Source organism: Streptomyces sp. NBC_00572, from assembly GCF_026341815.1.
GTDB lineage: Bacteria > Actinomycetota > Actinomycetes > Streptomycetales > Streptomycetaceae > Streptomyces.
This window is the reverse complement of the sequence record NZ_JAPENX010000001.1, coordinates 1,794,706-1,808,180: the sequence shown is the minus strand read 5'-3', so window position 1 is coordinate 1,808,180 and position 13,475 is coordinate 1,794,706. Positions and strand designations below refer to the sequence as shown.

10 protein-coding genes are annotated in these 13,475 nt (G+C 71.1%); all 10 read left to right on the top strand.

What is annotated here, in order from left to right; genetic code table 11:
• The first annotated feature begins 1 nt into the window (after position 1).
• The 10 genes from OG514_RS08260 to OG514_RS08215 all read left to right on the top strand — a co-directional run bounded on the left by OG514_RS08260 (position 2) and on the right by OG514_RS08215 (position 13,474).
• Entirely contained in the window at positions 2-1,645 is a 1,644-nt protein-coding gene (locus OG514_RS08260) for a beta-N-acetylhexosaminidase (RefSeq protein WP_266892409.1), read from the top strand.
• A gap of 225 nt (positions 1,646-1,870) precedes the next feature.
• Entirely contained in the window at positions 1,871-2,746 is an 876-nt protein-coding gene (locus OG514_RS08255; RefSeq protein WP_030324484.1) for a xanthine dehydrogenase family protein subunit M, read from the top strand.
• Positions 2,743-4,215, top strand: a complete 1,473-nt coding sequence (locus OG514_RS08250; RefSeq protein WP_266892405.1) for a (2Fe-2S)-binding protein — start codon at positions 2,743-2,745, stop codon at positions 4,213-4,215. The genes OG514_RS08255 and OG514_RS08250 overlap by 4 nt, the downstream gene beginning before the upstream one ends.
• A gap of 35 nt (positions 4,216-4,250) precedes the next feature.
• Positions 4,251-6,536 carry a xanthine dehydrogenase family protein molybdopterin-binding subunit gene (locus tag OG514_RS08245; protein WP_266900788.1) on the top strand — a complete coding sequence of 762 codons (2,286 nt, stop codon included), beginning with the start codon at positions 4,251-4,253 and terminating at the stop codon, positions 6,534-6,536.
• A 120-nt stretch (positions 6,537-6,656) separates the two neighbouring features.
• On the top strand, positions 6,657-7,127 hold the full coding sequence (locus tag OG514_RS08240) for a hypothetical protein (RefSeq protein WP_266892403.1): 471 nt from the start codon (positions 6,657-6,659) through the stop codon (positions 7,125-7,127).
• Positions 7,128-7,222: 95 nt separating this feature from the next.
• Complete coding sequence (locus OG514_RS08235; protein ID WP_266892401.1) at positions 7,223-8,713, top strand: WXG100 family type VII secretion target; 1,491 nt, start codon at positions 7,223-7,225, stop codon at positions 8,711-8,713.
• A 17-nt stretch (positions 8,714-8,730) separates the two neighbouring features.
• Positions 8,731-9,984: a type VII secretion-associated serine protease mycosin gene (mycP, locus tag OG514_RS08230; protein WP_266892399.1), complete on the top strand. Its 1,254-nt coding sequence runs from the start codon at positions 8,731-8,733 to the stop codon at positions 9,982-9,984.
• A gap of 47 nt (positions 9,985-10,031) precedes the next feature.
• The gene (locus OG514_RS08225) at positions 10,032-10,448 is read left to right on the top strand and encodes a hypothetical protein (protein WP_266892397.1); all 417 of its coding nucleotides are present in this window, start codon (positions 10,032-10,034) and stop codon (positions 10,446-10,448) included.
• A gap of 36 nt (positions 10,449-10,484) precedes the next feature.
• Positions 10,485-12,827, top strand: a complete 2,343-nt coding sequence (locus tag OG514_RS08220; RefSeq protein ID WP_266892395.1) for a DUF6571 family protein — start codon at positions 10,485-10,487, stop codon at positions 12,825-12,827.
• Positions 12,824-13,474 (top strand): hypothetical protein, encoded by a 651-nt coding sequence (locus OG514_RS08215; protein WP_266892393.1) that lies wholly within the window; start codon positions 12,824-12,826, stop codon positions 13,472-13,474. Before OG514_RS08220 ends, OG514_RS08215 begins: the two co-directional genes overlap by 4 nt.
• The last annotated feature ends 1 nt before the right edge of the window (position 13,475 follow it).

The window sequence follows — 13,475 nt, the reverse complement described above, 5'->3', positions numbered from 1 at the left end:
GATGACCCACCCCATGGACCTGATCCCGGCCCCCGCGCGCGTGGAGGGGCCGTACCGCTGCGGCTTCATCCTGGACAAGCGGACGACCCTCAGCGCGGCAGCCGGCACCGAGACCACCGCACGCTGGCTGCGCACCACGCTGGGCGCCGCCTTCGCGCTCCCGCTCCGGGACACGGACGACGAGAACGCCACCAACAGCGTCCGGCTGCGCCTCGACGACACCCTGGCCCCCGAGGCGTACCGGCTCCACGTCCTGATCAACCAGGTCGTCGAGATCACCGGCGGCGGGCCGGCCGGCGTCTTCTGGGGCGCCCAGACCCTCCGTCAGCTCCTCGGCCCCGAGGCCTTCCGTGAGGCGCCGGTGAAGAAGGGGGCCGTCGCGGCCGTGACGGCGCAGACGATCGAGGACGCCCCCCGCTTCGGCTGGCGCGGCCTCCTGCTCGACGTCTCCCGGCACTTCCTGCCCAAGGACGACGTCCTGCGCTACCTCGACCTCCTCGCCGCCCACAAGCTCAACGTCTTCCACTTCCACCTCACCGACGACCAGGGCTGGCGCATCGAGATCAAGCGCCACCCCAAGCTCACCGAGGTCGGTTCCTGGCGGGCCCGCAGCAAGTGGGGCCACCGGGCCTCGCCGCTCTGGGACGAGACCCCGCACGGCGGGTTCTACACCCAGGACGACATCCGCGAGATCGTCGCGTACGCCGCCGAGCGGCACATCACCGTCGTCCCCGAGATCGACCTCCCGGGTCACTCGCAGGCCGCGATCTCCGCGTACCCCGAACTCGGCAACACCGACGTCGTCGACACCGCCGCCCTCACCGTCTGGGACACCTGGGGCGTCAACCCCAACATCCTCGCCCCCACCGAGGCCGTCCTGCGCTTCTACGAGGGCGTCTTCGAGGAGGTCCTCGACCTCTTCCCGGCGGCCACGTCACCCTTCGTCCACGTCGGCGGCGACGAGTGCCCCAAGGACCAGTGGAAGGCCTCCCCGGTCGCCCAGGCCCGTATCAAGGAACTCGGGCTCGCCGACGAGGACGAGCTCCAGTCCTGGTTCATCCGGCACTTCGACCGCTGGCTCGCCGCCCGCGGCCGGCGGCTCATCGGCTGGGACGAGATCCTGGAGGGCGGCCTCGCCGACGGCGCGGCCGTGTCGTCCTGGCGGGGGTACGGGGGTGGGATCGCCGCCGCCGAGGCCGGCCACGACGTCGTCATGTGCCCCGAGCAGCAGGTGTACCTGGACCACCGTCAGGCGCCGGGCGAGGACGAGCCGATGCCCATCGGGTACGTCCGCACCCTGGAGGACGTCTACCGCTTCGAGCCCGTCCCGCCGGGGCTCGCGCCGGAGGCCGCCGCCCACATCCTGGGAACCCAGGCCAACGTCTGGACCGAGGTCATGGAGAACCGGTCCCGCGTCGACTACCAGGTCTTCCCGCGCCTCGCCGCCTTCGCCGAGGTCGCCTGGTCCGCGCTGCCCGCGCCCGAGGCGCGCGACTACCCGGCCTTCGAGCGCCGGATGAGCACCCACTACCGGCGTCTCGACGCCCTCGGCGTGGACTACCGGCCGCCCGCCGGACCCCACCCCCGGCAGCAACGCCCGGGAGTCCTCGGGCGACCTCTGGAGGGGACGCCCCCGATCGTGTGAGGGACCCGACAAGCCCCTTCACCCAAGAGCGGCGAAACGGAAGTTACCGTCGCTCCTCGGGGCGTCCCGGACGGAACAGTCCTTCGCGGACCCTCGCGCCGGACCGCTCGGAAGATGTGCCAGAGTTGCCACGTCCGGCCTGTGAGCACGTACGGTACGCCCACACGCAGGCGCGACCGCCGGGCACATTCGGGGACCACCGGGACACCGGGAAGGGGCAGCGGGTTGACCACGCACGCACCACAGACGGCGCAGTCCGTGACGCTGCCCGCCTCGCTGGACGAGGCCGTGGCGGCGCTCACGGCCATGCCGGCCGCCGTCCCCGTCGCCGGTGGCACCGACCTGATGGCCGCCGTCAACAAGGGCCAGCTCCGCCCCGCCGGACTCGTCGGCCTGAGCCGCATCAACGAAATCCGTGGCTGGCAGTACCAGGACGGCCACGCACTCCTCGGCGCGGGCCTCACGCACGCGCGCATGGGCCGCCCCGACTTCGCCGCCCTCATCCCCGCCCTCGCCGCCGCCTCCCGCGCGGCGGGACCGCCCCAGATCCGCAACGCGGGCACCCTCGGCGGCAACGTCGTCACCGCCGCGCCCACCGGCGACTCGCTGCCCGTCCTCGCCGCCCTGGAGGCCGACCTGGTCGTCCTCGGGCCGCTCGGCAGCCGCGAGATCCCCGTCTCCCACCTGCTGGCAGGACGCGACCTGCTGGCTCCCGGCGAGCTCGTCGCCTTCGTCCGCGTCCCGCTGCTCCACGCCCCCCAGGTCTTCGTCAAGGCCACCGGCCGTACCGGCCCGGCCCGCGCCACCGCCTCCGTCGCCGTCGTCCTCGACCCGGCCAGGCGCGGGGTGCGCTGCGCGGTCGGCGCCGTCGCGCCGATGCCGCTGCGCCCGCTGGAGGCGGAGCGCTGGATCGCCTCGCTGGTCGACTGGGACAACGACCGGGGGCTCGCCCCCGAGGCGCTCGCGGCGTTCGGCGAGTACGTCGCCGCCGCCTGCATCCCGGACCCGCCGGGCGACGAAGTGTTGCCCCCGGCCGTACTGCACCTGCGGCGCACGGTCGCCGCACTCGCCCGACGGGCACTGGGGAGGGCACTGTCGTGAGCAGCAACGAACAGCACGGGAACCAGGGCGGCAGCCCGGGCGGCTGGGAGCCGATCCCGCAGAGCGAGGGGTACGACGGGGACGCCACCGCGTTCGTCCAGCTGCCCCCGGACTTCATGCTGGACGGCGTCCCCCTGGAGGCCCCCGGCCACGGCTACGTACCGCCGATGATCACCCCGCTGCAGCCGCTCACCCAGGCGGCGACGGACCCGGCGGCGACGGGCACGTGGACGGTCCACCTGCCGACGCAGGCGGAGCAGACCGGGTACGCGGAGCAGACCCAGTACTTCGACGGTGCGGAGTACGCCGACCGGGGCGCGCCCTTCGGGCAGCCGGCCGAGTACGTCGAGCAGACGGGGTACGCGGGGCAGCCCGGACACTTCGAGCAGGCGGGTCACACCGGCAACGGCGGCCACACCGGCCACACGGAGCGCGTCGAGCACTTCGAGCAGGATCCGCACGCGACGGCCGAGTGGCGCTTCACGGAGGTGACGGCGCCCGCCGCCTCCGGCACCACCGGCCAGTGGGAGATTCCGGTCGTACCGGACATGGCCGAGGTCGAGGCCGAAGGTGCCGAGCCGACGGAGGAGCCGGGCGAGTTCGCCGCCTCGTCCGTCAGGCCCTACGCCGAGGCTCCTGCGACCCTGCCGGGCGGCGCCCCGGCGCCGTGGGCGCTTCCGGAGGAGCCGGCCGCGCAGGCCGTCACCGAGACCGATGCGGCGGCCGCCGACGCGGGCGACGGCGAGCCGGGCGCGAGCCCGGAGGCCGAGCAGGCCGAGGCGGAGACGGAGGGGCCCGGCGAGGAGCCGGGCGACGGGCCGGATGAGCCCGACATGTCGGCCGCCCACGAGGACCCCGTTCCCGCACCCGACCCGGCCCCCGGCCTGAACCTCGCCGCCTCCACCGACAGCGACGAGCACCCCCACACCTCGTACACCCTCCGGGTCAACGGCGCCGACCGGCCCGTCACCGGCTCCTGGATCGGCGAGTCGCTGCTCTACGTCCTGCGCGAGCGCCTCGGCCTCGCCGGGGCCAAGGACGGCTGCTCGCAGGGCGAGTGCGGCGCGTGCAACGTGCAGGTCGACGGCCGGCTCGTCGCCTCCTGCCTGGTCCCCGCGGCGACCGCCGCCGGGAGCGAGGTGCGGACGGTCGAGGGCCTCGCGGTCGACGGGGAGCCCTCCGACGTGCAGCGGGCGATGGCCAAGTGCGGCACCGTGCAGTGCGGCTTCTGCATCCCCGGCATGTGCATGACCGTGCACGACCTCCTGGAGGGCAACCACGCCCCCAGCGAACTCGAGACCCGCCAGGCGCTCGCCGGCAACCTCTGCCGCTGCTCCGGCTACCGGGGCGTCCTCGAAGCCGTACGCGACGTCGTGTCCGAGCGCGAGGCGAGCGCCGCGGCCGAAGCCTCCGACGAGCCCCGTGTCCCGCACCAGATTCCCCACCCGCACGACGGAGGCATGGCGTGAGCGACGCGATCACCGCCGTTCCCACGGTCCCGGCCCTGGACACCCCCGGGCCCCTCGGCCAGGAGCCGCCCGCGCGCGGCCTCGGCACCTCGCTCCCGCAGGCCGAGTCACGGGCGAAGACCGAGGGCACCTTCCCGTACGCCTCCGACCTGTGGGCCGAGGGGCTGCTCTGGGCCGCGATCCTGCGCTCCCCGCACCCGCACGCGCGCATCGTCTCCGTCGACACCAGCGCCGCCACCGCCATGCCGGGCGTACGGGCCGTGGTGACGGCCGCCGACGTACCCGGCGCGGCGACGTACGGTCGCCGGGTCGCCGACCGCCCGGTGTTCGCCGCCGACCTGGTCCGGCACCACGGCGAGGCACTCGCCGCCGTGGCTGCCGACCACCCCGACACGGCCCGCCTCGCCGCCGCCGCGATCAGCGTCGAGTACGAGGTGCTCGATCCGGTCACGGACCCGGAGAAGGCGTTCGCGGCGGAGGCGCTGCACCCCGACGGAAACCTGATCCGGCACATTCCGCTCCGCTTCGGCGACCCGGAGGCGACGGGCGAGATCGTCGTCGAGGGCCTGTACCGGATCGGCCGCCAGGACCCGGCGCCGATCGGCGCGGAGGCGGGCCTCGCCGTACCGCGTCCCGACGGCGGGGTGGAGCTCTACACCGCCTCGACCGACCCGCACACCGACCGCGACCTGGCCGCCGCCTGCTTCGGCCTGCCGCCCGAGCAGGTCAAGCTGGTCGTCACCGGCGTCCCCGGCGCCACCGGCGACCGCGAGGACCCGGGCTTCCAGATCCCGCTGGGCCTGCTCGCGCTGCGTACCGGCTGCCCGGTCAAGCTCACCGCTACGCGCGAGGAATCCTTCCTCGGCCACGCCCACCGGCACCCCACCCTGCTGCGCTACCGGCACCACGCGGACGCGGAAGGGCGCCTGGTGAAGGTGGAGGCGCAGATCCTGCTCGACGCGGGCGCGTACGCCGACTCCTCGTCGGAGTCCCTCGCGGCGGCCGTGGCCTTCGCCTGCGGCCCGTACGTCGTCCCGCACGCCTTCGTCGAAGGCTGGGCGGTCCGTACGAACAACCCGCCGTCCGGCCATGTGCGGGGCGAGGGCGCGATGCAGGTGTGCGCTGCGTACGAGGCGCAGATGGACAAACTGGCGGCGAAGCTGGGCGTCGACCCGGCGGAGCTGCGCATGCGGAACGTGATGTCGACCGGCGACATCCTCCCCACGGGCCAGACGGTCACGTGCCCGGCCCCGGTGGCCGAACTCCTCTCCGCCGTACGGGACTTCCCGCTGCCCCCGCTCCCCAAGGACACCCCCGAGGGCGAGTGGCTGCTGCCCGGCGGCCCCGAGGGCGCGGGCGAACCCGGCGCGGTGCGGCGGGGCGTGGGCTACGCGCTGGGCATGGTGCACATGCTGGGCGCCGAGGGCACCGACGAGGTGTCGACGGCGACCGTACGCGTCCAGGAGGGCGTGGCGACGGTCATCTGCTCGGCCGTGGACACCGGTTCGGGCTTCTCGACCCTCGCCCGCCAGATCGTGCAGGACACCCTTGGCATCGACGAGGTCCACGTGGCCCCCGTCGACACCGACCAGCCGCCGGCGGGACCCGCGGCCCACGGTCGCCACACCTGGGTCTCCGGCGGGGCGGTGGAGCGGGCCGCGAAGATGGTCCGCACGCAGCTCCTCCAGCCGCTGGCCCACCAGTTCGGCATGTCGACGGAGCTCCTCCAGATCACCGACGGCAAGATCACCTCGTACGACGGAGTCCTCTCGACGACCGTCACCGAGGCGATGGACGGCAAGGAACTCTGGGCCACCGCCCAGTGCCGCCCCCACCCGACCGAGCCCCTCGACGAGGCGGGCCAGGGCGACGCGTTCGTCGGTCTCGCGTTCTGCGCGATCCGCGCGGTGGTCGACGTGGACATCGAACTCGGCGCCGTACGAGTCGTGGAGATGGCCGTCGCCCAGGACGTCGGCCGCATCCTCAACCCCGCCCAGCTCGCCACCCGCATCGAAGCGGGCGTCACCCAGGGCGTCGGCGCGGCCCTCACGGAGAACCTCCGCACCGCCCGCGGCCTGGTCCGGCACCCCGACTTCACGGGCTACGCACTCCCGACATCCCTGGACGCCCCGGACATTCGCATCGTGAAACTCGTCGAAGAACGAGACGTCGTCGCCCCGTTCGGAGCGAAGGCCGCGAGCGCGATCCCGGTCGTCACCTCGCCCGCCGCAGTGGCCTCAGCGGTGCGCGCCGCAACAGGCCGCCCGGTCAACCGCCTCCCGATCAGGCCCCAGGCGGCCGTCGCCGTGCCCAATTCGTAACCATGTGATGCCCGTTGCTTGTGCAACCCGGAGGTGCGCGTTGTCGTCCTTCCTGGCTACAGTGAACTTCTAGACTCGGTTGGAAGCGCACGGGTGTTCACACGGGGGAGGAGCGCGGGCATGGAAGCCTACGTCGGTGGAATGGCGTCCGGGATGCGGGCGCAGGCCGTGAAGTACAGCGCCGACTCCATGGAGACGTTCAGGAAGCAGGTCGAGGGGCTCATCAAGGAGCTCCAGGGTTCGGGCGCCGGAGCCGGCCAGTTGAAGGCCGACCCGGTGACCCGCACCCAGTTCGGCGGCGGCGGCGCGGCCTGGGGTGAGGCCCAGGGCGCCTACGCGGCCTACGACGGGACCCTTTCGCGCCTCGTGGAGCTCTCTGGCCTGCTCAACGACTGCCTGGAAGGCCTGGGAATCGCGGTCGTCGCCTCGAAGAACGGCTTCGAGGAGATGGACGACGACATCAAGCGCAAGATGATCGACATCCACCAGCGGACCTTCGACGCCAAGGAGAAGGCCGACAAGGAAGCGGGCCGCGGGGCGCCGGCGAGCGAGGGCGACCAGACGGCCAGCGGCGACGCCTCCTTGCAGTAGGCAGGCGCGGACGGAATTTCTGGTACACGGGGAAGAGGCGACAGATGAGGCCTGCAGAGGGCGGCGGAGGCGGCGGCGGTACCAACTTCCGCGGCATGTCCCATCAGCAGATGCTGGCATGGCTGGACGAGGCCAGCAGTTACTACGTCGGCGACGCGGCGACGCGGCTGAAGTCGGTCGCGGCGCAACTGGAGAGGATCGCCGCCGACCTGACCTCCTCCATGCAGCGCATGGACTGGGAGGGCGAGGCCGAGAAGGCCTTCGCCGAGTGGGCCAACAACGTGGCCAACTCGACGAAGGGGCTCGCGGACTACAGCGAGGCCGGGGCCAAGTGGATGGCGGAGAACTCCTCCGCCATCGCCTCGGCGCAGAGCGCCATGCCCCGGTACGCGTCCCACGCGGCCGCCAAGGAGAACCTCGAAGCGGCACTGAAGTACCACAACGACCCCGACTCCCGGACAGTCGCCAACAACGCCCGGTCCTCGATGGCGCCGAGCGAGGAGCTCGCGGCCATCAAGGCGAAGGAGGAGGCGAACCGGGAGGCCGCGGCCGGTGAGATGAAGCGCCTCTCGGAGGCGTACATGTGGTCGACCCTCCACATGGGCAACAACGTGCCGCCGACGTTCCCGCCGCCGCCGGGGGCTTTCGTGCCGGCGCAGGACGGCACCGTCGGTGGCGATTCCTCGTACAACGGGTCCTCGACCCAGCGTGACCGGAGCTCCACGGGTTCGGACACGAGCACAGGGACGTCCGGCTCGCGCACTCAGCCGGACACCCGGACCACGCCCGACTCGACGGTGATCCCGCCGACTGGCGACCCGACCGGGCCGACGCACGTGGTCAAGCCCGGCGACCGGCCCGACGCCCCGACCGAGGTCAAGCCCGACCGTCCCGTGGACCTGGGCATCGACAGCGTGGACACGCTGCCGCACCAGCCCCCCACCACGAACGGGCCGGGACCGACGGGCACTCCGCCGCCGATCACGAAGCCGGACGGTTCCACGCCTCCGTTCGTGACCACCACCGGCATGCCCCCGCTGCCCTCGAAGGGCGGTCCGGGGCTGCCGCCTCCCACCGGTCCCGTCACCGGCGGCATGCGCAACCCGATGAACCCCGGGGGACCGCGCGGCCTTCCGACCGGTCCCGGCCCGCTGGGCGGTACCCGCGAGGGCATCAGCGGCGGCAAGGCGGTGCCCCACACGGGGCGCCCTCAGACCGGCCTCCCGCGCAGCACGGTCATCGGCGCCGAGCAGGGCGGACGGAACGGCATGGGCATGGGCCGCCCCATGGGCGGCGGCGGCATGGGCGGCCCGATGGGCGGCGCGGGCGCCGGGCAGAACGGCATCACCGGCGGACGCCGTCTCGCCGGTGAGAGCGGCGGAGTCGTCGGAGGCAAGGCGCAGCGCGCCGGCACCACCGGTGGCGCCGGACGCCCCTTCACGCCCGGTGGCTCCGGCCTCGTGCGCGGAGGCTCGACGCAGGCCGGCGACCGCGAGGAAACGAACGGAGAGCGTCCCGACTACCTGGTCGAGGACGAGGAGACCTGGCAGCAGGGGCGCCGCGTGGCGCCGCCCGTCATCGACTGATCAGCGCGAGGAAGCAGATGCGTACCAGCAGTATTCGTCGGAGCCGTGCCCGAGTCACCGCCTCGGCCGCCTTGGGGATGCTGCTGGTGGGCATCGCTTCCGTCCCCGCCCATGCGAAGGACTTCCGCGGCCGGCAGTGGCACCTGAACACCATGGGCGCCGAGGAGATCTGGCAGCTCAGCACGGGCAAGGGCGTCACAGTAGCCGTGATCGACACCGGGGTGGAGAAGCAGAACCCCGACCTGCGGGGCCAGGTCCTCAAGGGCAAGGATTTCGCCACGGACAAGCCGGGCGACGAGTTCACCGACTACAACGGCCACGGCACCGGCATGGCGGGGCTCATCGCGGGCACCGGCGAACGTGACGGCGGTAACGGAGCGTTCGGGCTGGCCCCTGGGGCGAAGATCCTCCCTGTACGTGTGCCAGGTGGGGACAGTGGCACGAAGAGCCAGGCGGCAGCCGATGAGGAGTTCAACCGGGTCGTGCCCGACGCGATCCGCTACGCCGTTGACTCCGGGGCCAAGGTCATCAACATCTCGATGGCAGTGGGCGCGGGCTCACCGAAGCTCACGGAATCGGTGAAGTACGCCCTGGGCAAGGGTGCTTTGGTCTTTGCCGGTGTCGGCAACGACGCCGAGAAGGGCAACAGGCCGATGTACCCGGCCGCAACGCCCGGCGTCGTCGGTGTCGGCGCCATCGACAAGGAGCTGACGCGCATCCCGATGTCCCAGCACGGCGACCAGGTGGACATCGTCGCCCCGGGCAAGGACTTGGTGCATGCGTGCGGCGGCGGCACGGGCATGTGCACGACCACCGGTACCAGTGACGCCACCGCCCTCGCCTCCGCGTCCGCCGCGCTTCTCTGGGCGAAGCACCCCGACTGGACCAACAACCAGGTCCTGAAGGTCATGCTCAACACGATCGCCGGGCCCAAGGGGGGTGAGGAGCGCAGCGACTACATCGGCTTCGGTGCCGTCCGCCCGCTTCGTACCCTGAAGACGCCCGGCGATCCCGGCCCGGCCGATGTGCGGCCCATCGACGACCTCACCGAGGCCGCACCCGAGACCGCGACGGCTACGCCCACGCCCTCCGACCTGCCGGCGGCCGACCCGGCTCCTGCGGAGTCGTCCGCCGCGCCCGCCCCGGCTCCCCAGGCCGCCGCCACCGACGACGGTGGCAACACCGGCCTCTGGATCGGCCTCGGCATCGGCGCGGCCGTGCTGATCGGTGCCGCCGTCGCCGTACCCGTACTCCGTTCACGGCGGAGCTGAGCGCGACTCTGCCGGTGGACGTCCGTAACTCACTTATGAGGAAGTAGATGTCGTTCGACGAGGAGTGGAGCCAGGTCCGCAGCGAGACTGCGGCGATGAGGCTCAACAGTGTGCCCAGCGACCCCGGCGGCGGCGGTGGTCCCAGCGACTACAAGGTGACGTCCGCCGACCTCAAGGCCATCGGCAACGAGGCGCAGGAGCTCTTCCACTGGTTCGAGCGGGACGCCTTCCACGCGGGCGCCCAGACCGACGCGGCCGGCAAGAGCCTGGACGGTGACGGCTTCCGGACCGGGTCGGCGATGTGGACCATGTGGGACACCTGGCGGGAGCAGTGCGAGACGCTCCTCAGCGCGTGCGCGCACATCCACAACCACCTTGAGGACACCGTCATCAGCCACGCCAACCATGAAGAAGTACTGGTCACGAACTTCTCCATGTCCACGATCGACAAGCACTTCAACTGAGCCGACGCGCCTGCCAGCGGCTGACGAGGGAAACAGATGCTGAAGTTCGACCAGGTCCTCCACGCCCATCTCGGGAGCCTCAAGGAGGCGATAACGGGCTGGTCCGAGACGGTCACCAAGCTGGAGAAGGCCAAGGAGAAGGCGGAGACGGGCCTCCAGGGCAAGGCCGATAAGGCCGACTGGAAGGGCGAGAACGCCGGCGTGACGCAGGCGTTCGTCCGGAAGACGGCCAAGGAGTTCGGTGACGCCCTGACGGAGGCGTCCAGCATCCGCAACATCCTGCGGGACGCGGAGACCGAGTTCCAGGCCGCGAAGACCGAGCTGGAGAGGCTGGTCGCGGAGGCGCCCGGCAAGGGAATGCGTATCAACGATGCGGGTGATGTCACCCATTTGATCCGCCCGGACAGCCGGTCCAAGGACTACGATGGCCCCAAGCCCGAGGTGGCCGACTTCGATGCGATGAAGGCGGCGATCAAGGCTGCGATCGCCCGCGCCGACGACGCTGATGACGTCGCTTCCCGCGCCCTGCGCACGCTTGTCGGCGGGGACAAGAACAACTTCTCCGGCACGAACTACGACTCCCTCAAGACCGCCTCCAAGGCCCAAGACGCCGAGGACGCGCACGCCGCCTACGAGCTGTACAAGAAGGGCGACGAGGCCACTCCGGAGGAGATCGACAAGCTCAACGCCCTCTTCAAGGCCAATCAGAAGGACCCGTACTTCGCCGAGAAGTTCGCCCTGGAGGTCGGGCCGAAGGGCAGCATGGAGTACTGGGCCGACATGGGCGACCCGAGCGACGGCTCCCGGCTCGGCGTCGACCACCGCGACAAGCTGAAGGAACTCCAGACGAACTGGAGTATGACGCTCGCCACCGCGACCCATTCCACGAGCCCCGAGATGGAGCAGTGGAAGGCCGACGTCATCAAGGCCGGCACCGAGCCGATCCAGACGCGCGGCACCAGCCCCTACGGCTTCCAGGTCATGAGCAACCTGATGCGGGTCGGCGACTACGACGACAAGTTCCTGAAGGACTACGGCAACGGTCTCGTCGCCACCGAGCGGAAGATGACGCACGACGGCCGTCTGCCCGCCGACCGGGCCTGGCAGCAGATGGGCGGCATGCCGAGCCACCTGAACTGGCAGGGAGGCGGAATCGGCAAGGACCCGATGATCGGCTTCATGGAGGCGCTCGGGCACAACCCGAAGGCGTCGACGGACTTCTTCAGCAGCGACATCGACCTCACGCCGGAGAACGGCAAGGACGACAAGAAGCTCGACCCCTTCGACTACTTCTCGAAGGACCGCAAGTGGCCCGACGAGCTGAACGACAAGGGCGACCTGTCGAAGGAACCGGGCTACAACGCGCTGGGCCATGCCTTGGAGTCCGCGACCACCGGCCATCCGTACGACGCCGAGGCCGAGGGCCTCAAGGACGTGCGGACCAAGGAGAACGCGGAGGTCATGCAGAAGGTCGTGGAGCGGTACGGCAGCGACCCCAAGTTCATGCACCAGCAGCCAGGCATCGACGACAGCCTGAGCAAGATGGGCGCCGCCTACATCGACGAGTTCAACCGCTCCTTGGAGCAGGAGAACCAGACGTCGATGCAGGAGATGCCGAACTCGCCGTTCGGCGCGAGGCCCAACGCGAACGGCGAGCCACGGTTCGGCAAGGAGTTCGAGGACAGCCTGCTGTTCAACAGGGGCGACGCCGTCAACTTCCTGGGCACGGTGTCGCAGAGCGAGATCGGTCACGCACAGCTGTCGGCCGCCCAGTCGATTTACACGACGAGTGTCATGGACGAGGTGGCCCCCAAGCCGGGATCGGGACCCGCGCGCGAACTGGACCTCACCGATGTCAAGACCACGCTTCGGATCGGCGCGGAGACACACTCGATCTTCGACCAGTCCCGCATGGGACAGATCGACCAGCAGTACGAGATCGATTCCGAGGAGCACAAGAAGGCCGTCGGGAGGACGACGGAATGGGTCAAATTCGGCGTCGGCGCGGCAGCGGCGGGCGGTGTCGTGGCCCTGACCGGTGGTGCTGCGGGCGTCTTGGTCCCGCTGGCCGCGGAGACCGTCGGAGGCGCCGTGACGACCTTCATCGGTATGGAAGCCGATGACATGGCGGAGAAGTACTCGGAGGACAAGATCCTCAAGAGGAAGTCGGACGACCTCAAGGACGAGGCTCTGGATACGGGCAAGGCCAACGCGCTGATGCCCGGTCAGGCGTATGCAAGGACTCCCGGCTGGAGCCAAGACGACGCCAACTTCCTTGAGGAAGATCTGACCAAGTACGTGAAGGACAGCAGGGGGCACGTCAGGGACGACTCCCTGCCCGACCCGTACAACGAGAAGAAGGACGGCAAGGTCACATGACGGCGAAGCGCGCATGGGGGGCGTGGGCTGCGGTGGCTCTGCTCTCGGTCGTGGCGACGGCCTGTTCCGCCGGCGGCGACGACGCGGTAGCCAAGGGCCAGCCGGCCTCGGAGGTCTGCGGTGGCTTCGCCGCGGAGCCGGCGGTCGCCTCGGCGCTCGAGGGCATCGCGGGCAAGGGCGTACCGCTGACCAGTGAGCAGTCCGAGCCGGACAGGGTTCTCGATGAGCTGCGGAAGGCCGCGCGGACGCCGCAGGACGGCAAGCGGCGGATGGAGCGGGTTCCGTTCTGCGAGCTGGAGGTAGCCGCGGACGAGAAGAACGTTCTGACTCTCTTCTTCCGCGAGGCCCTCGCCGTTCCCGGAAATGATGCCTCCAAGGGAATGGTGACGTTCTACTCGACCGGTCGACGGGCCTCGTCTTCCGATCTCCATGGCTCGATCTACTTCACGTGCCGGTTGAAGGCGCCAGCCCATGACATCGTCATCGACGCCGAGTTGGAGCGGGCCGACGAGAACGAGGCCGATCGCCCGGGGATCCGGGCGGAGCAGATCACCCTCGCCAACGCCGCAGCCCGCCATGTCGCCGACGAGCTGGGCTGTGCCGATACGGGGCTCGTCGACGGCGTGCCCGCCGAGGCGTCGTCCTGAG

Bases quoted from the DNA above. Each gene is read 5' to 3' on its own strand.
- OG514_RS08220 (WP_266892395.1), top strand. From the start codon at position 10,485: ATGCTGAAGTTCGACCAGGTCCTCCACGCCCATCTCGGGAGCCTCAAG.
- OG514_RS08260 (WP_266892409.1), top strand. From the start codon at position 2: ATGACCCACCCCATGGACCTGATCCCGGCCCCCGCGCGCGTGGAGGGG.
- OG514_RS08215 (WP_266892393.1), top strand. From the start codon at position 12,824: ATGACGGCGAAGCGCGCATGGGGGGCGTGGGCTGCGGTGGCTCTGCTC.
- OG514_RS08225 (WP_266892397.1), top strand. From the start codon at position 10,032: ATGTCGTTCGACGAGGAGTGGAGCCAGGTCCGCAGCGAGACTGCGGCG.
- OG514_RS08235 (WP_266892401.1), top strand. From the start codon at position 7,223: ATGTCCCATCAGCAGATGCTGGCATGGCTGGACGAGGCCAGCAGTTAC.
- OG514_RS08240 (WP_266892403.1), top strand. From the start codon at position 6,657: ATGGAAGCCTACGTCGGTGGAATGGCGTCCGGGATGCGGGCGCAGGCC.
- mycP (WP_266892399.1), top strand. From the start codon at position 8,731: ATGCGTACCAGCAGTATTCGTCGGAGCCGTGCCCGAGTCACCGCCTCG.